Annotated in this window: 12 protein-coding genes; 2 read left to right on the plus strand and 10 right to left on the minus strand. The window is 45.9% G+C overall.

Features of this window, described 5'->3' with window-relative positions; genetic code table 11:
- The first annotated feature begins 210 nt into the window (after positions 1-210).
- Positions 211-2865, plus strand: a complete 2655-nt coding sequence (topA, locus tag NAF29_RS08800; RefSeq protein ID WP_251261198.1) for a type I DNA topoisomerase — start codon at positions 211-213, stop codon at positions 2863-2865.
- Between the two features lie 153 nt (positions 2866-3018).
- Here the strand turns inward: topA and NAF29_RS08805 are convergent, their stop codons facing one another.
- The gene (locus NAF29_RS08805; RefSeq protein WP_251261199.1) at positions 3019-3918 is read right to left on the minus strand and encodes a LysR family transcriptional regulator; all 900 of its coding nucleotides are present in this window, start codon (positions 3916-3918) and stop codon (positions 3019-3021) included.
- Between the two features lie 112 nt (positions 3919-4030).
- On the opposite strand from NAF29_RS08805, the gene NAF29_RS08810 reads away from it, so the two are divergent.
- On the plus strand, positions 4031-4819 hold the full coding sequence (locus NAF29_RS08810) for an SDR family NAD(P)-dependent oxidoreductase (RefSeq protein WP_251261200.1): 789 nt from the start codon (positions 4031-4033) through the stop codon (positions 4817-4819).
- A 75-nt stretch (positions 4820-4894) separates the two neighbouring features.
- On the opposite strand, the gene NAF29_RS08815 is transcribed toward NAF29_RS08810, so the two are convergent.
- The 9 genes from NAF29_RS08815 to NAF29_RS08855 all read right to left on the minus strand — a co-directional run bounded on the left by NAF29_RS08815 (position 4895) and on the right by NAF29_RS08855 (position 19408).
- The gene (locus tag NAF29_RS08815) at positions 4895-7225 is read right to left on the minus strand and encodes a beta-galactosidase (protein WP_251261201.1); all 2331 of its coding nucleotides are present in this window, start codon (positions 7223-7225) and stop codon (positions 4895-4897) included.
- Positions 7226-7298: 73 nt separating this feature from the next.
- Positions 7299-8909 (minus strand): LamG-like jellyroll fold domain-containing protein, encoded by a 1611-nt coding sequence (locus tag NAF29_RS08820; protein ID WP_251261202.1) that lies wholly within the window; start codon positions 8907-8909, stop codon positions 7299-7301.
- Positions 8906-9484 carry an RNA polymerase sigma factor gene (locus tag NAF29_RS08825; protein WP_251261203.1) on the minus strand — a complete coding sequence of 193 codons (579 nt, stop codon included), beginning with the start codon at positions 9482-9484 and terminating at the stop codon, positions 8906-8908. Before NAF29_RS08825 ends, NAF29_RS08820 begins: the two co-directional genes overlap by 4 nt.
- Entirely contained in the window at positions 9481-10704 is a 1224-nt protein-coding gene (locus NAF29_RS08830) for a lactonase family protein (protein ID WP_251261204.1), read from the minus strand. The genes NAF29_RS08825 and NAF29_RS08830 overlap by 4 nt, the downstream gene beginning before the upstream one ends.
- A gap of 14 nt (positions 10705-10718) precedes the next feature.
- Entirely contained in the window at positions 10719-13004 is a 2286-nt protein-coding gene (locus NAF29_RS08835) for an FAD-dependent oxidoreductase (RefSeq protein ID WP_251261205.1), read from the minus strand.
- An 8-nt stretch (positions 13005-13012) separates the two neighbouring features.
- Positions 13013-14215: a glycoside hydrolase family 117 protein gene (locus NAF29_RS08840; protein ID WP_251261206.1), complete on the minus strand. Its 1203-nt coding sequence runs from the start codon at positions 14213-14215 to the stop codon at positions 13013-13015.
- The gene (locus tag NAF29_RS08845; RefSeq protein WP_251261207.1) at positions 14202-15806 is read right to left on the minus strand and encodes a sodium:solute symporter family protein; all 1605 of its coding nucleotides are present in this window, start codon (positions 15804-15806) and stop codon (positions 14202-14204) included. Before NAF29_RS08845 ends, NAF29_RS08840 begins: the two co-directional genes overlap by 14 nt.
- A 108-nt stretch (positions 15807-15914) precedes the next feature.
- On the minus strand, positions 15915-17183 hold the full coding sequence (locus NAF29_RS08850) for a family 16 glycosylhydrolase (protein ID WP_251261208.1): 1269 nt from the start codon (positions 17181-17183) through the stop codon (positions 15915-15917).
- A 278-nt stretch (positions 17184-17461) separates the two neighbouring features.
- Complete coding sequence (locus NAF29_RS08855) at positions 17462-19408, minus strand: 5'-nucleotidase C-terminal domain-containing protein (protein WP_251261209.1); 1947 nt, start codon at positions 19406-19408, stop codon at positions 17462-17464.
- Positions 19409-19552: the final 144 nt, after the last annotated feature.

A 19552-nucleotide genomic window follows, 5' to 3' on the forward strand; every position in this document is an offset into this window, starting at 1 on the left:
AGTTTCTGGCATTGTTTTTTGAGTAAGCCGGTCAGTAAGTATGGGAAACGTAGAGGCATTGAACAATGCCCTAGGGGGTAATTTCTTGCTCAGCAATTATCAATTTTTTGCAAACAAAAGTTGACATCCTTGCATTGAGCGCATTATCTCTCTATATATACGCATCATTTTTCGAGTTGCTTCGAACCACCAAAGGTTGCATTCAGTCATATGGGAAAATCGCTGGTTATTGTGGAGTCACCGGCTAAAGCCAAGACCATCAATAAATATCTCGGTAAAGACTTTGTAGTGAAGTCCAGTGTTGGACATATTCGCGATTTGCCTACGGGTAGTCGTAATAATGGGACAGCTGCGCGTAAGCGTGCGTCAACCGCTGGACTTTCAGCAGAGCAAAAAGAAAAACTCAAACGTGAGAAAGAGCGTAAAGCGCTGGTCTCACGTATGGGAATCGATCCCGATCATGGTTGGAAGGCTCAGTATGAAGTTCTTCCGGGCAAAGAAAAGGTTGTTAACGAACTCAAAGCGCTCGCTGAAAATGCCGACTGCATCTATCTCGCAACCGATTTGGATCGCGAGGGAGAAGCCATTGCATGGCATTTACGCGAAGTCATTGGTGGTGATCCAAGCCGCTATCAACGTGTTGTGTTCAACGAGATTACTAAATCTGCTATTCAGAACGCCTTTGCTGAGCCGGCGATCCTTAATCAGGATCGCGTTAACGCTCAACAGGCGCGTCGTTTTCTCGACCGAGTTGTTGGTTTTATGGTGTCGCCTCTACTTTGGAAAAAAGTAGCGCGAGGTTTATCTGCTGGTCGTGTTCAATCGGTAGCCGTGCGCCTTGTGGTGGAACGCGAACGTGAAATTAAAGCATTTGTACCCGAAGAGTTTTGGCGTATTCATGCTGAGCTAGACGCTCAAGGTGAGGTCTTTAAGGCGGAACTTCAGCGTTATGCGGGCAAAGCCTTCAAAGCAACCAATGAAACTGAAGCCATGACGGCGGTTAAAGCATTAAAAGCAGGGCAGTTCATTGTTTCTAATCGTGAAGTGAAGCCTAGCCGTTCTAAACCTTCAGCTCCATTTATCACCTCAACGCTGCAGCAAGCAGCGAGTACACGCTTGGGCTTTGGCGTGAAGAAAACCATGATGATGGCACAGCGCTTATATGAAGCCGGTCACATCACTTATATGCGTACCGATTCAACTAATTTAAGCCAGCAGGCGGTTGAGTCATGCCGCGAATTTATTGGTTCTAATTTTGGTAGTCGTTATTTGCCTGATTCTGCAAATTTGTACGGCAGCAAAGAAAATGCACAAGAAGCTCATGAAGCGATTCGTCCTTCCGAAGTGTCGCTTCAAGCCTCTCAGCTGTCGGGCATGGAAAAAGATGCCGAACGCTTGTATGAGTTGATTTGGAAGCAGTTTGTGGCGTGTCAAATGACTCCCGCAGAATATGATGCAACTAAGTTAAGCGTTGCCGTGGGCGACTACGAGCTACGTGCAAGTGGCCGAACGTTGAAGTTTGATGGTTGGACGCGCGTGTTGGCTCCGCTGGTACGTAAAGCTGAAGACGAAGTGATTCTGCCCATGGTTAAAGCCGGGCAACAACTGGGTCTGGAGCAACTGAAGCCAACACAGCACTTCACCAAACCGCCTGCTCGCTTCAGTGAAGCTGCATTAGTGAAAGAGCTTGAAAAGCGTGGTATTGGACGTCCATCAACGTACGCTGCAATTATTTCTACCATTCAAGATCGTGGTTATGTGCGTCTAGAAACACGTCGTTTCTATGCTGAAAAAATGGGTGAAATTGTCACCGACCGTTTGGTGGGTAACTTCCGCGATTTAATGAATTTTGATTTTACCGCTCAAATGGAAAATACACTTGATTCAGTGGCCTCTGGTGACAAGAATTGGGTCGATGTATTGGACATGTTCTACGCCGACTTCTCGGGTCAGCTAGAGCAAGCAGCATTGCCTGCTGAAGAAGGTGGAATGTCTGATAATCAAATGGTGATGACGGATATTCCATGCAGCAAGTGTGGCCGTCAAATGGGAATTCGTACCGGTCAAACGGGTGTGTTCCTTGGGTGCTCAGGATATTCCTTGCCTCCAAAAGAGCGCTGCAATAACACCATGAATTTGACGCCGGGAGATGAAGCGGAGTCGGCCAACTTGTCGACTGAAACCGAAACGCTTATGGCGATGAAGCGTTGCAGAAAGTGCGGCACTGCCATGGATAGCTACCTCATCGATACTGAGCGAAAGCTACACGTTTGTGGTAACAACCCAAACTGCGATGGTGTAGAAGTCGAGAAAGGCGAATTTAAGATTAAGGGTTATGACGGTCCTCTACTTGAGTGCGACCGTTGTGGCTCTGACATGCAACTTAAGTCTGGACGATTCGGGAAGTACTTTGGCTGTACTAACGAAGAATGTAAAAACACACGTAAGTTACTTAAAAATGGTGAAGCAGCTCCGCCGAAAGAAGATCCAGTGCCATTGCCAGAATTGCCGTGCGAAAAATCTGATGCGCACTTTGTTCTGCGTGATGGCGCGGCAGGTATCTTCTTAGCGGCTCATACGTTCCCGAAATCACGTGAAACTCGTGCGCCACAAGTGCAAGAGTTGGCTCGTTTTAGAGATCGTATCTCGTCTAAGTTCTATTATTTAGCCGATGCGCCGCAAAAGGATCCGGATGGTAATCCGTCTGTGGTTCGTTTCAGCCGCAAGAATAAAGAACAATATGTGATGAGTGAAGTTGAGGGCAAAGCGACCGGTTGGACGGCTCATTATCGTGACGATAAATGGGTTGAAGAAGCCAAGCCAAAAGCGAAACCGAAGAAAGCCGCAGCTCGCAAGAAAAAATAGCGCAGCAGTGACTCATTCTGAGCCACTTGTAACAACCAGCCTGTAAAAACGGCTAGGTTAATGCCTCAAAGGCCTTACACACCCGTGTAGGGCTTTTTTATTGCATATTGATGACTAGAGTTTGAAGGCACACCATGTTCATCGTCATGATAGCTACTGTAATTGGTCCGCGATAGATTCAATGATGAAATCAACAAAGCATTTGAGTTTTAGTGAACTTTGGTAAGGTTTGTAAAATACTGCATGAATGGGCTGGTATTGTGTGATGGTTGCGTCAGTTAGCACTTGTACCAAGCGCCCTTGAGTTAAATCGTTGCGGGTCATAAAGTCGGCTAAACACGCAATGCCCATGCCGTTGAGCGTTGCTTGCCGAATTAAAGATCCACTGCTGCACGCCAGTTTTGTGTTGAGCTCAAATGCTTTGCTCTGTTCGTCTTGAATGAGTGGCCAATGGTTCAGACTGAGCGGTTGAGAAAAACCAATACACGCATGTTGATGCAAGTCATTCACATGGTTCGGAACACCGTGATTCTTCAAGTACTCCGGGCTTGCAATAATCCGCAGCGGCGATTTGCCAACACGCCGGTAATGCAGTGATGAATCTTTCAGCTCCCCAATTCTAAACGCGACGTCAACTTGCTCGGCGATTAAGTCGATTTGATGATCAAAGCTCGCTAGTTCCAATTGAATTTTGGGATACTTTTTCATAAAGCCATCAATGTAAGGCATGATGCAGTGCTCTAGAAATGGTGTAGGAGCGTCCACTTTCAATTTACCCGCTGGTTCACCATGACTAAGGGCTGCGTTGTCTTGAATATCATTGACGATGGTCAATGCTAATTGCGCTTTTTCAGTGATGATTCTCCCTTCGTTGGTTAGGCTAATACGTCGAGTTGTGCGGGTAAATAGTTGAATATTTAACTGTCTTTCTAATTGGCCTATTTTTCGACTGATGGCTGAGGGAGTTTGTCCTAGCAATTCCGCTGTTTTACTGAAGCTGCCGCTGGTATTGACCGCCACCAAGACTTTGAGTTGATCTAATGTAATATTCATTTGTTCTCTTTTGGCACAAGTGATGTTCCATTGATGATATTTTAGTAGGTTGTTTCTGCGTTTAGTATATGTCTCCTAGAATAAATACACCGTTTTCCTTTGGAGTCATCATATGAACTTACAACTCACCAACAAGCTTGCATTGGTTACCGCATCTACTGGCGGTATTGGTTTAGAAATTGCCAAATCGTTGGCAGCCGAAGGCGCGACTGTCATTGTCAATGGTCGTTCATCTACCAGTGTTGAACGTGCAATCGAAGCAATTACTGCTGCGATTCCAACCGCGAAACTAGAGCGTCTAGTGGCTGACAATGCAACTGCCGAAGGAAATGACATCACCACCCAGCAATTCCCTAACATTGATATTTTGATTAACAATTTGGGGATCTATGAGTCGGTTGAGTTTTTGAAAAGTACCGATGAGCAATGGCAGCACATTATGGATGTGAATATTATGAGTGGAGTGCGATTATCGCGCTTTTACTTGAATACTATGCTCGCACAAGATTCCGGTAGAATTATCTTTATGTCCAGTGAGTCGGCTGTAAATCCGGCACCAGAGATGGCGCATTACAGCGCCACGAAAACAATGCAAATGTCGTTGTCCAGAAGTTTGTCGGAGTTGACGAAAGGGACTCAAGTGACAGTCAATACCTTGTTGCCGGGCTCGACTCAAACCGAAGGTGTGAAAGAATTTGTTCAAAACTTATTTCCCGAACTTGCTTATGAAGAAGCCGAACGTAAGTTTATGGAAGAGAACCGCTCCACGTCGTTGATTGGCCGTTTGATTAATCCAAAAGAGATCGCAGACTTTGCCACTTTCATCAGTAGCCCACTATCTTCTGCAATTAATGGCGCAGCACTGCGTATTGATGGCGGAATTGTGCGCTCCGTATTTTAAGCACGTTGTAGACTAATGATGTGTATCGCCCCAAAAACCGTGTGTCGGCTATGGGGCGATATGTGTGATGCACCATTACTTTTGAGGCGCTTGTTGACCATAGCGTCTTTGATAAAGGCTTTGATGCACCTTTTTCGCAGATTTTATTAAGTGCGGGTATGGAATATCTGTGGTGGTGACAAAACCTACGTTGTAGTTTTCGCCATCGTGCGCTCTGCCTGTGATAGGCGAATCGATGTATTGGAACCAGTGTGCGCCGACTAGGTATGGATTGTCGATCACCGTATCCATGTATGTTTCATACATATCTGCGCGCGTCTTTTGATTCGGCGCATGGATGATTCCGGGGTTTGGTTGACCGGTATCCGTTGAACCAATATGGAACTCACCAATAATGGTTGGCATGTCTAGCTCTTCAAGAAATCCCCACGTCACTTGATCGAGTCCTTCTCGATAATAGTTGTAACTAATCACATCTGCATATTTCTTGGCAGACCAACGTGCTTCTGGTGATGTTCCCCACGAGGTGAAACGAGCGCCCATATACATATGGTTGGGCAGTACATCAGCAACGGCTTGTTTGACGACCTTGAAATATTCATCTGCATAGCGTTCTAGTAACCACGAGAAATCACTCAGCATGGCTTCAGAGAATTCGGTGTCCATTTTGTAATCAAGGCCATTATCGAGCTCTGCCCACGAATTGATGTCTCTGTGCCATGCTGTTGCCAACGCATCGATGTTGCCATATTTATCTTTGAGCATTTGGCTGAACACGTCTTTGGTTGGGCTGTCTGATGGTGTTTTGGTGAGAGCGTCAAATACAATACCGTAGCGCTGAATCGGTTTTCCTTGTCCCCCCCAACTCATTTCATTGTCGATGAAGACACCAATACACCACGGGTTATTTTGCACTTCTTCAGCGATCACTGCCGTGGTGATATGGGCTCTGCGTACAAATTCTTGATCAAATGGATCTGGCATTGCCCCCCAATAATCAAACCCTGAGCTGAGTGTTTTAAAGTCACCTATGATCCAACCATTGGCAAAATAGGGCACTTGATTGTTGTTGTAAAATGACGCATCTGTCCAGTTACCAAATGAGGTGAATCCCCAATCATTCATTCGGTCGAGAGTCACTTGTCGCCATTGATCGATGTAAGATTTTGGACTGCTTTCACCGTAACGGCGTTCTAGGTTAGCTTGGTAAAAACTAAAGACTTCACCGTGTTCAATTGGACCCATGTGGGACTCTCTACGGTAGCCGTAATGTTCTGCTAACGGCGAGTTGTAGTCAGGCAACCACTCAAACATATTGTGACGTTGTTCATTGGCGATATAAGCTGTTTTTTGGGCTTTTGTGTAATTGCCACCAATGGCTTGAGAATCTTCAGGTGTCACATCATTTGGGTCTATGTAGCGCACAGAGTCGTCTTTATAATCAACCCCGGTAAAGGTTGATGTATTGGCCATACGAGCATTGGCAATGCCGCTGGAAAAGAACAAATAACCTTGAGGATCGACCATGGCCCATTGACCGCTCACTTTTTCTGTACGGAAGTATCCTGTTGCATTCAATTTGGGGCCCGATCTCCAACCGCCAAACTTGCTGCGTTCAGGCCAGCCCTTCGATTGTGCTAATTGTTTTAACTCTTCATCGGCACGCGCTTTGAGTTGTGCATCAGATGTTACTTTTAAGTCAAATTCAACATCATTGCGCTGCCCATACGCATCGACGATTTTATTTAAATAGTCGGCGTTGGGGGTTGGCGTTGTTTCAAATCGAACATTGTCGAGCACCACTTGAGTCAGGTTGATTTGAGTTTCGGTATAAATTGAAATGTCGTACACGTCAGAAAAATCTGCATTGACTTTCCCGCCGCGCAGAATCATTTTGCGCGCAGGTGAGTCAAACGTAGGGGGCGTATCTCGAAGGCCCGTGTCTACATTTAGATCGAGACCTTTTAATTCGAAATATAGGGTTGTTTTTTCACCTACATCGAGCCCGATTGTGCGCCGCTGAACCGCGTCTGAGAGACCTTTAACGTTGGTACTTAACATCACTGGCGTGACGCCCGTGTTTTGTATATCAAACATCAATGCATTGTTACCAAGCTCTGAAGTGTTCCAAGGTGCAGAAGGCACTAAATTGATGCCTGACGAGGCGTGTGAATTTGAAAATGATACTTGCAAACCCTGGCTATCAACCCCGTTCTTAACCAGTGTTATATCCGCATTAAACGCTTCAATGAACGATGGAATGTGAGCCGATTCAAAATCAGTGACCCGAACTTGTGATAACTGTTTATCTTCGCTATCAGTGACAGCACCACATGATGTGATGAACGGACACACGATTGAACTTAGCAGTACAAGGGGTAAGTTTAAAAATTTACTTTCGCGCAAAACGCTGACCTCAAGTTGAACGATTTAAAGTTTATTGTGGTCAGCGTTTTGAATTGACACATGTAATGTTAATTTATTTTATCGATTCATTCTCAAGCGCTAATTTGTTCTGATTCATGAGCTGTTGAATTTGTTGCTGAGATAGGGCTGCTTCATGAACGTAAAGCTCATCTAAAGCGCCTTTGAAAAACATTTGTTGCTCATGTTGAGCCTTGTCTTCGTAGCCAATATTCCGGCCTAGACTCAAAGGTCGCGACAGAGGGTGATCGAGTAAAGTATCGATTTTCGCAATGGATTTGTTTTGCGTGCGCTCTAATTCACCATCCACATAGAGCAACACATGTGTGGCAATATTAGATGTTTCGCCGCCGTAAAGAACCACTGCAATATGATGCCACTGATCGTCTCGAAGGTCGGTAGACCCTACAACTTGTGCTTGATAGGTACCAATGCGAAGTCGGCCTAAAGGGCCGTCTATCGCTTCTGGATTGGGCGAAATTTGCCAAGCAGCATAATCCTGTTGCAACCCCCAGTTGACCACACCATAGGCGTGATTGATCGAGAAATCTTTCGGAATTTTCAACCAAAAACTAACGGTTCGAGGGTCGTCATGACCAATGCCTGGAAAATTAGTTTCTAACCAGTTGCCTTGGCCATCAAACTCAATTGCCTGATCAAATACGCCGGTTATATGCGAAATTGGCGTGTCGGCTGGAGAACGATCAATAGCGGGGTATTGCTCGGATGTAAGCCCTTGACCAGTCGATGGAAACTGTTGCTCGATTTGCTCATTGAAAGACCAGTGCAAATAATCAGGCTCAAGCGCTGAGTTACCCGGCAACACTCGCATGAATTCGCTGGCATCGCTCTTGAAATTTGTTACTTGGTGGGCCAAGTCGAAGGCTAGACCTTCATCTTTTTTCGCATGGCGATAACTCTGTTCTGTATTGCCGCGCGCTTTAATTTCACCGTCTAATACATGCACCTTCGACGCACCGTTTTGGTTTACTTCAACACCAAACTCTGTTCCTAAGTCAATGATTTCTGAGCTGGGGGTGTCAATACGGAAACCAATGGCATTGGGGGGTACTCGCGCAATTAACTTGCCGTGATCCAAAATGACTTGTTCGGCTGATTTTAATTGCAACTTAATGGGGGCTTCTAAAACGAGCACCACACCGTTATTCAAGGTGATTTCGCTGTATCCTTGATGCAGCTCTACTTCGCCTCGGCCTAAATGATTCCCGATATGTAAGCTGTCCAATGCAGGTGACACGGCTGCGATTTTGGTAACTTGAGCAAAATCCTGTTGTAAATCTACATAATTGGCAGCAAACAAAATGCTCACTAACATCACAATGCTGGCAGCCATCGCCATTGGTTTTTCATACCAAGGGGTAGGGGCTTTGATGTTGTTAATTTCGTTGTTGACGCGATCCACAAGGCTGCTGGATTGCTCTGGCAGAATGCGCTCGATCACTTCACTCGAAAACGACTGAGTATCGTTTTCCGCCATGAGTTCAGCTGCCAATAATCGTTCGATGCTGACTTGTTCGCTCAACGTTGTTAACAGTTGAGGCGTCGTTTTACACTCAGCCAATAGCTCTTCAGCAACATCTTCGCCACTGAGATAAGCTGCGACCAGCCGTTCATGCTCGGGTTTTAAATGGGAATTTGATGTCATTGGGTCAGATCCCTCATTTTGCTATCGATACAGCTTTTTAATTTCTGCCGCAGCCGATAGAGCCGCATGGTCATCGTTGAATGTCGTTCATCGTATTTAGTACAAAGCTCGGTCACGGAAAAGCCGAGGTTATAGTGCTCATTTAACAACAGACGCATTTTCTGATCGAGCCGATTAAAGCAGCTTTTTAAATTGCTTAGATGTGCTGATTCATTGTCTTCGTTAAAACGTTCATCAATGTGTTCGTTGACTAACGTTTCTAGCTCAGCATGACCGCCGACGGCAATCAATTTGTGTTTACGCCTGTAATTTCTTAACAAGTTAATGGCAATGCCCCGAAGCCAGGCACCAAACGAGCAATCGGATTGGAAGTCCTCAAGCTTTTTATAGGCCAATATAAAGGCTTCTTGCGCCAAGTCTTCAGCTTCATGAGCCGTTTCTAAGCGAACACGAAGACAAGCCCTGACCGATGGTTCGTATCGTCGAACTAATATTGAATAGGCATGAATATCACCGCGTTTTACCTGTTCAATAATGTGAATATCGGTCAATTCTATGGGGGCCTTCTGGCTCATTGTGTGGAGCCACCTCTCACTGGCAACAGAGCAGAATTATCAAAACTTTGAATGAACGATGGCTTGTGGACGCTAGCTTCAACTGTGGTTGCAGTGAGTACACCTGTTTGCTTGTTGCGCTGAATTAAATTCAGACGATTACTATGCTGGTTTGCCACCAGTATGTAGTTGCCACTGGTTGAGAAATTAAAGTCTCTTGGATGGTTGCCACCGGTACTCAATTGGGTGACTTTCTTTAGTTCACCAGAGTCTTGGATTGAGTATCCGTACAACATATTTTCGCCTCGAATGGCGACGTAGAGATATTTTCCGTTAGGGCTGATACGAATGGCTGATGCGGTATTTTTCGGAGTTGTGTTTGCAGCTGAAATAACCTCCACTCGTCCAGATGGGATCAGTGTTCCATCAGAGTTTTGTTGTTCAAATATGGCGATACTGTTGCTGAGCTCGTTCAGGCTGTACACCCAGGGTTTTGACGGGTGAAAGGCTAAGTGTCGAGGGCCGTCTCCAGCGAGTGTCGAAACTTTATGTTGAGGCTTAAGCGCTTGCTTGTGGGTGTCGAACATCAATATTTCATCGGTTCCCAAATCGGTAATATACAAATAGCGGTTATTGTTGCCCCATCCTGCAAAGTGCAAATGAGGCGCTTCTTGGCGAGACGTGAGGCTGCTGCCGCTATGCTGATATTCATCTCTTAAAACGGGTGTTTGTGTTGGACCTTCGAGGTCGAATAGAGCGCTATTGCCACTGTTATAATTCACAACAGCAACTTGTTGGTGTTCAGGGTTCACGCCGATATGACAAATGCCGCTGCCGTTTACGGGCACAGAATGGAGCAATTCGAACGCTTGCTGCTGAGCCTGCCATTGGTGGATTTCCAATCGTGGTTCATTTGTAGTCGTCGTCGCAATGGCGTACAGCATTTGAGATTCTGACTGCCAATTCAGATACGACGGATTAATCGTGTCTGTGACCGCTTTTTCTAGTTGCAGTTGCTGTGCTGAAATATCGAAACTGAGCAGTTGAACACCTGGTGTTTCAGGCGCGGTGTAGCTGCCCACTAAAAAGTATTCTGTGTTACTGACAGATGCTTGATTTGCGTTTAGGCTGGCGGTCGGGTGAGTTTCGCATCCGACTGTAAATAGCGCAGCAGTTGCGCAAGCCCATGTGGTGATGGCTTTGCCAACTGTCCCTTTGTTCAATGCATTTTTCAGTAACACAGGTGTATTCCTTTTTAGTGAATTTCTATTCCAAATAGTGCCGCAGGCACATGATCCGATGGATGACTAAACTCAATAACGATTTGCTGAGTTTGAATCGGTGATGCTAAACACAAACGGTTCATAGTTTGGTGGTTGTCGTTTACATCGGCAATGAGCTTACCTTCCGCTGTCTTAATGCGATAGCGTTGAACGCAGTAAGGTATCACTGTTTCAGGGTGTTCCATCAATACAGTTTCCAGTGCGTGATCTGAATCGGAATCAAAAAACATGTCGATCTGCTCAATTGTCACTTCCTCAGGCCATGTCAGCGTTAAACGGGGCTGAGGATCGCTTAAATCAGACACCCAAGCATTAGCTTTGAGCCAAGGGCGAACATGGCCATTGACCACTTGCTCAACGTTAAATGCTGCCAATGGAGGCGAGAATGTCATGGCTAAGTTCTGGCCGTTGGGGCGGCGTTCAGGTGTCCAAAGCTCAAATTCATCGATACCACTGTTAGGCGGTGGCGTTTGACGGCCAGTGTTTGACACGGCTTTGTGTACCTTATTGAACACGGCTAGGGTGCCCGTGATGAGTCGATCTGAAAGCGGCAACGATATTGCGTCATTGGCTAAGAAGCAGATAAAACCGTATTGATCGCCAACATTAACATCTGAGAAATCAATCGAAACGCATTGTTCACCGACTTCAACCGGAATCTCTATCGTTTTAAGTATTTCATCTGGCGTATAGTTCGCGGGTTTTGAGCTGGTGCGGAGTTGGCATGTCAACTGCGTTGCTTCAGTGGCTTTAACGGTTATTGCCATGAGCGGCGCAGGGCCAGACTGCAGCGGCACGAGTTGCGCGCTGGATTGGCACAATTGCTGGTAATCACCATTCGATTCATAAGTACTAAGTGCCAACTCACTCGAAGCGGACAAGGTGGCAGTGGCGGCTTTGTTTTGGCTTTGATCCAAAGTAATGCCCGGAATGCCATGGGCAACGGCGCTAAGGCGCTGTTGTAGCTCTTGCATTTTTTGGGGAGCCAATAACGACTTCGGTGAACAGTTCTGCTGAATACACATGGCTGCTGCGGCGCCAACTGCCTGACCGCCGTGAGCGCAGGTGATCATGACGCGAGTAGAGCCAAACGCCATGTGGCTTGCACTGATAATCCGACCTGCGTAAAACAGGTTGTCGATGTCTTTGCTGACAAAGCATCGATAAGGAATTTGATACACACCTTTGGAATGAAATTGAGAGCATGCAGGGCGATCGCTATAAATACCTTCGGCAGGATGAATGTCGATAGCCCAGCCGCCATACGAAACGGCATCCGAAAACTCTGTTTGCTCGACGATGTCTGATTGAGTGAGCATGTACTCGCCTTCGAACCGGCGACTTTCACGTTTGCCCGGTACTGTGCCAACCCACTCCAAAGTTAAGTTGTCTACGTCATCAAATTTACCGCTGTTTTTGATGTAATCCCAGATACCGTAAACAATTTTCCAAAGTTCCCATTTGATATCTTCGGTTTCATAGATCGTGTCTTTTACTCCACCAAATTCAATCCACCAAAATTTACACCCTGAATCGTGGCCTTGAATGTTTCCACAGCGCGGAATAGCGCCAATTTCCTCTTGGGTATAAGCGAATTTAGGAGCGCTATAACTCACTGGTTTATTCATTTTTTTGCTGTAGAAGAACAGCGTGTGACCCAACAATTCGGTATTGGCCTCGTCCGATGCCAAAAGCTCGTTAAATTCAGTTTTTGCTTCAGCGCCAATTCTAAAAGCAGCGCCTGCATTAAATGCAACGAGGCCGTCACCTGTCGCGTCACAAAAGAGTGGGGCTGAAATACTGTATTGTGTGGAATTTTGGCTACAAAAAGCGTCGATACGGGTAATGGTCGTATCATCCGATTTATGCACTTGCTGAGCCGCAGTATTCAGTAGCAACGTGATATTGGATTCTGCCACCACTTTGTCGAGTAGAACAGTGTCGAAAATCAGAGGGTTGCCTTCGGGGTTAACACGCAAATTATCCAGCATGATTTCGTCAATGACGCCGCCTTCGCGAGACCAACGGTTGTTGTTCCCCATGTGCGAAGTGGCGCCTAAAGCCCACAATCGAACTTCGCTAGAGGCGTTACCGCCGAGTACGGGTCTATCTTGCACCAATATGACTTGAGTGCCTGTTCGGGCTGCTGAAATCGCGGCACAAACACCCGCTAAACCTCCGCCAACAACTACAAATTCTGTGGTTAAGTGATTCGTTTTATTTTCACGAGAGTCGGGATTAAATTTTTCTATAATCATGGTTCTTACTACTTTGATTGATTTGCTGAGCGAGCGCTGGCAGAAGTTCGGGCATCTTTCTCAGCCGGTGTTAATGCTTGGCTGAAGTACACATCGGGATGGTGAATGACGTCTGTTTGTTTCATTTCACCACTGTGATTAATACGAGATAAGTTGCAGTCGAAACGGCCCAGAAAGCTATGCTTAGTGGTGGGGTCACGCTTGTCGCAAAAGTGGCTTAAGCCCCATTCAATGCCATGCGCGTGCGCCGATGAATCAAACGCTGAAGGAATGAAAGGGCCTGCGGCCACGGGCATCATTGATGTGACTGATGCAATCGAGAAATTGACGCCGTCTGCAGCGTATTGAATGGTATTGCTTTCATTGCCGTTGCGAATAGCAAATGCCGCAATACCTTCTCCGAACTGAAAGTAAGTGGTTTCATGCCCGGAATTCAAAATGGGATTTAAAGGGTGTTTGTTAAACGGCCCCATTGGGTCGCTGGCTGTTGCGACGCCATTGCCTACAAGGTATTCGGGGCGGTCGCCATATGCGGCTTTGTAATACAAAAATATCTTGTCTTGGTAGACTAACAAGTAGGGGTCATGGATGGAAAATTGATCCCAGCTTCCCTCCGGTCCGTTGGGCACAACGAGTGCGCCCGACGCTTGCCAAGGCCCGTCAGGAGAGTCTGATGATGACAGCGTGACTGGACAATGGTCGCCTTGGGTCCCGCTAGCCTCCATAAATGCTTGATAATACAAGTAATACCTATTGTTCCAGACCAAAATGTCGGGCGTGGATACTGAACGCCAACCTAGCTCTGGTTTTGGCGGGCGTGACACGGCAACGCCTTGCTCGGTCCAACAAAACCCATCATCACTGGTTGCATACCAGATCTCAGCTAAATCCCAGTCTGTGGATGGAACCGTCTCTGAACATTGCTCGGGCCCCTTGGGAGGGCATACGGTATGACGCTTGGTATACCAAACGTAATATTTTTGATTGACGCAGATGATTTTGGAGGGGTCGCGACGCGACACCGTTCCGTCATCATTGTTATAATCTAAGCCTTCCAACTGCGTGTATTTAAAGCTAGTAAATAACGGGTTATCTTCCGGCCTAGGTGTTAAGTAATTGTCGTAAAGACGTTCCATTGCTTGACTTAACGCCATTTTCGGTTTGGTTTGGGGAATGTCCCACGGAAAATATGTAGATTTATTTGGGCTCATAATTCACCTCTGGCTCCGAGCGGTCACGCTGGCTGAACAGCAGGTAACAACCAATGCAAAAGATAATGCTGCCCATCCCGGCGATGACGATTTGTCCGTTATCGGCAATGGATGACAATGCCAGCATAATGGCGCCTGTTGCTGTGATGCCGAAGCCTACAACTCGAATGCCTTTTTGGTTTTCCGACTGGTGCTGCGATTGAGACGTGGCGGATGCAAGTTGGGTACGCTCAGACATGGCATTCACGTGATTTTGATACCCGCTCGCTTCTTGCTTACGCGTGCGTAGCATTAGCTCGAAGAGTGTCAAAATCAGCACAGGAAATAGCACTCCCAACGCCATTTCTTCAGTCCGGCTCAGTTTTACGTTGATGAGCCACGGTGCTAAAAATTTGAAGAAGCCATTGACGGTGAGCGTCATGACCGTGGTGGTCAAGATAGATATGCCGTTTTGGTATCGAGAAAATAGTAACCAAATTGGAGGAAGGAAAAGTGCACCACCGGTTAATGCAGCCATGGTCATGACGACTTCTACAACACCTCCCATTTGGGGGACGAGCAAGGCCACAACAATTGTGATAAAGCCCAAGGTAATGGTAGCAATGCGACCGACCGCGACGAGCATTTTTTGCGATGCTTGAGGTTTAAAGTGCTTGAAAATGTCGTTAGTGATGACGCCCGCGGCAATGTTAAGGGATGTGTTGATAGAGCTTGATGTGGCGAAAATCATCCCTCCCAGCATTAGACCAAGCATGCCAACAGGTAACACTTCTTTGCACATTAACAAGTAAGCTCCTTCGTTTTCAAATCCAGCTAATTCTGGATTCAAAGTTCGGTAAATCATCGGAGCAATCATCCAAATGACGGGGCTTACAAAGTACAAACCGGCAAATAGCCAACCGACTTTTTTGGCATCTTTGGGCGTAGAAACGCTCGTAAAACGTTGAATATAAGCCCAGTTACCTGCAATGAAGAATAGGTTGTAAATCCCAAAGGCAAACATAAAGCCCCAGGAATACTCGTCATTGGTCCAATTGAAAAAGTTAATCGGTGCTTTTTCAACGAAATTGCTGATCCCTCCTATCTTGTCCAGTGACAACGGCACAACAATGAGGACTGCCGCAGTCAGTACTATAAACTGCAAAATATCGGTAACGATCACGGCCCATAAACCGCCTACAGCGGTATAGATAAGAATGAGAATACCCAGAGCAATGATGGTGTGCTCGATGGACAAGCCCGTCGAGACCTCAACGATTTTGGCGACAGGGTAGAGGAAGGTACCCGTTGAAAAGCTCGCAATAATTAAAAATATATAGGTATAAGTTTTTTGTACTCGCAAACCTAACCGATCTTTGATGAACTCTGCGGCCGTGAGTACTTTGGTTTTTTGCCACTTGGGTGCAATAAAGCAGCCGATAATGATACCGGCAATGCACATGGTCCACTGGATGGTGACTGCAACCCATCCATGCTTGTAAGCAATAGAACCCCAAACTACGAAAGTACCGGCAGAAAAGAAGCTCATAAATAGCGACAAGCCACTCATCCACCAAGGCAATGCGCCTCCGGCGGAAAAGAAACTACTCATGTTCTTGCCCGACCCGGAAAAGCTTATTCCGCAACCGAGCACAAGAACGCTGAATAGAATAATTACGCTGATATCAATAATATTCATTTAAATGGCCTTGATATCTGCTTATTGGGCTTTGGGTGTGTAATAGCGCACCCAGTCAATGGCCATACTTGTGCCGTCGATGTCGTCGCTTACGGGCCCTGCAATGTCAGCTTTTAAGATCGCTAAGCTAAACAACATGGTTGTTTCGCTGAAGCACACATCGTTTCGCATGGAGTAGTAAAGCTTTCCATCAAAGTAAAAATGAAAGTAATCTTCGTCCCACTCAAGGCCGTAGGTGTGAAACTCTTTAGAAAAATCAGCAATGTCGGCAGCATTGTATTGAGCAAGCTGAACCCATTCTTGCCCATCGTGGTATTCAACCGTGTAATCGCTCATTAAGTTGCGATAATTACCGTTGGATGGGCCAGACTCTTGCAGCCATCCATTGATAAATTGTACGGCACCAATTTCTTTTTCGTTGGGCCATGTAAGCTCAATGAATTTTTCACCATGCTTCTCTGACACCCAACGGGTGTCGCTGCGACCGTCGATTGCAAATTTTTCTTCAGACGGTAACTTATTGAAAACGCCATTGGTTTTGAGTTCAACATCATCAGACAGAGCATGATTAGTGAGTGCATTTACTTTGTCCTGATCAAATGCGTCGGGATAGCCTGATTTTTCAGGGGCAAAAGCTCTGAACTCGCTTAAGTGTATTGATGCTGGATTGCTCGATTTTAGGCGGATTTTTTTTGTTTTAATGGGCTCGGATAGCGCAATAGTATGATCGGGTTTACCGAACAAAGTGTGATGTAATTGGTCGTCTGAATGACTCACTCGGCCATTGGGTAATGTGTACGTATCCGTCCAGTTGTGGACGTTAGTATTCATAATATTAGGGTAATGCCCCTCATTAATATCGATTTCGCAGGCTTTTTCATGGTCGGCTACACCTTGTTTGGGCCAAAACCAAAATGAATTATTGGTGCCGTATGCGCCTGCATATTTATAACGGGCTTCAAAATAGCCGTAGTGGAAGGCTCGTTTAGACCAAATGTTTCCTGTCGTCCATTCTTGACCTCCACGACTCTCTTTCTTACTCATCAAGTGAAGAATGCCGTCTTTAATCTCTGAGTTGTCGCGCCACCGGCTGCTTAACACCCAAGGGTTTTCTGTGGGGCCATTTTGAGAGATCCAGTTATTATCGAGCTGTTCATTGGCGTAGTTAAACTCATCGCTCCAGGCTAATTGCCACTGGCTTAAGTCAATGTGTTGCTCCGCTGACGCGACAGAAATGGTTGAACCTAACAGTGCACAAAACACTCGTTTTTTGGAAATACACAAAGTCACAGTAATACCTCAAGTCGTTTAATTTGCTACCAGCCGTAACAAACTCGGTTGAATTACTAGAAATTGTTATGAGATTTAAAAGTGACACACATATTTTTAAAAATTTTTAAATGAGTCTGTAAGTATTTGCTTTTGTGGATGCTTGATGAACTCTCGCACCCGAAGACCAGGTGAATGGAATCAAGGAATTGAAGGGAGGTGGATATTGCTGATATGTAGCTTAAAAAACAAAGCCACCAGGAGAGGTGGCTTTGTTCGATATGCTGCGTCAAGTTGACTTAGAAGCCTTCGCAGTCAGTTTGCGCACTGTGGTCACAACCGTTGGTACCAATGTAACCTTGAGTGCTGTATTCATCTTTAGGTAATTTGGCTTGAGTCTGATTGTTTTCTGAAAGTTGCGTCATGTACTTGATAAAGCCTTCCGCGTACTCCGTGTAAGTATCAACAAATTTAGAGTCGTTATAAATAACGCCAAACGTGTCATAACCGTCACGACCAGAAGCGATGAAGTCATTGGTGACAACTGTATATGTTGCAGACGTATCAATGGCAATCCAGTCACCCATTAGTCGAGAGTTGACTTCGACCTGACTCACACGTTGACCTTCTATTTCACTGGCATTGACATGAAAACGAAGCCCTGAAGCGTACGGGTAAGAGCCCGTCGACCCCTCATCGTCGAGCGTGTTGGACAACGCATCTTCAATCACGGTGATGATCTCAGCACCTGTCATGTTTAAGGTGACGAGTGTGTTTGAGAAGGGCAGCAAGGTAAATGCATCTGCGATGGTATATTCGCCAGTCGCCACATCAACACGAACGCCACCGCCGTTTTGAATAGCAATATCGGCGGTGGGGGTCACCGTTAAAAATGCTTTTGCAACAATATTTGAGATATCACTACCGTGCTCATAGGTTGCACTTGCGTCACAAATTGTGGAGCGTGCTTGTCCTGGCCAGCGGTCTAGGCATAGATCTTCAGACACCTCTCCAATGACTGTTTGTTCAAGCACCGCAACTTGCTCATTGAATCCATCGATGAGCGTTTGGGTGGATGCTGCTGGCTCAACAAAAACCGGCTCAGAAAGCTGTTCTAATTCGGCAACCACTCGTTGAGAGTCACCTGTACTAAGAACGCGGTTTTCATCATCACTGTACTCGTATACAAACGTGGTATCGAGCGGCATTTGAGGGCTACCAGAGCAATGGGTAACAACGCCGTTTTCGTCAAAATCGACCTGAAGCATGCCCATTAAATGCGCATACTCCCAAGCTTGAACGATACACACTGTTTCACCGTTTAAATTCGTTTCAATACTTGGGTAACTTCCCACCGCATTAAAGCCAATGTCTGTCAGGTTCTTAGGAGCTTCACCTGACATGTCTGAGGAACTAGCGACCGGGTAATTTGGAACCAAAAGGCTATGAGAATCACCACCAACAATCACATCTACACCTGTAAGGCTTTGTGCGAGTAAGAGGTCATTTTTGTACTGGTAGTGTGTGACTAAAATAATTTTATTTACGCCCATTGCTTCGAGTTCATCGATGTATTTTTGTGATGTTTCAATTTCGTTCAAAAACTCGGTTTCGGCATCAGGCTGTGATGAATTCTTGGTTTTGTCGGCAATGTCGATTCCAATAATACCGACTTGTTCGCCTTCAAATTCCATGAGTTTATAAGGCTGAATATAATCATTCGCAATAGGGGACTGGGCGTGCGGCACTACGTTAGCTGCGAGCACTGGAGTATTGCAACTCCCGCGATTTAAAAAATCGAGGAAACGGGCTAAGCCGGCATCTCCATCATCGAACTCATGATTTCCCAATGCAAACACATCAAAGCAAATGTCGTTCATGACCGCTGCGTCAGCTTCACCTTTGAACAGACTGTAATAGACGGTTCCTGTCATTGCGTCGCCAGAGTGAATTTTAATCGGGTTAGTTGCAGTTGCGGCTAAGTTATCAAACAAGGTTTTCATCATTGGAAAACCGCCGTAGGTGACGGACACTTCGCTAATGTTGGAGCCATCTTCGAGCTTGTCTGACAATGACAATGCTGAAACATCGTAGTCAAAGTCGTCTGCGTTGATATGAGAATGGTGGTCATTCATATGGAGAATGGACAAAGAAATTGCTTTGCCGTTGTTATTGTTGCTGCTATTGCATGCAACGAGCGTTGCACACAAAATCGCGCTCACTAATATCTTTTTATAGTGTTTCATGTCACTTCCCTGAACATCATTTCAAAAACAACGATTAGAAGTGATTTATATGACGGTTGCGTGACGGTGATATGACCATCGTTTGACAAGTAGGAGGGAGCAACAAAAACGCCGAGTGATAAGCACTCGGCGTATGTGTCATGA

Source organism: Echinimonas agarilytica (genome assembly GCF_023703465.1).
In the GTDB taxonomy this organism is placed as follows: Bacteria; Pseudomonadota; Gammaproteobacteria; order Enterobacterales; family Neiellaceae; genus Echinimonas; species Echinimonas agarilytica.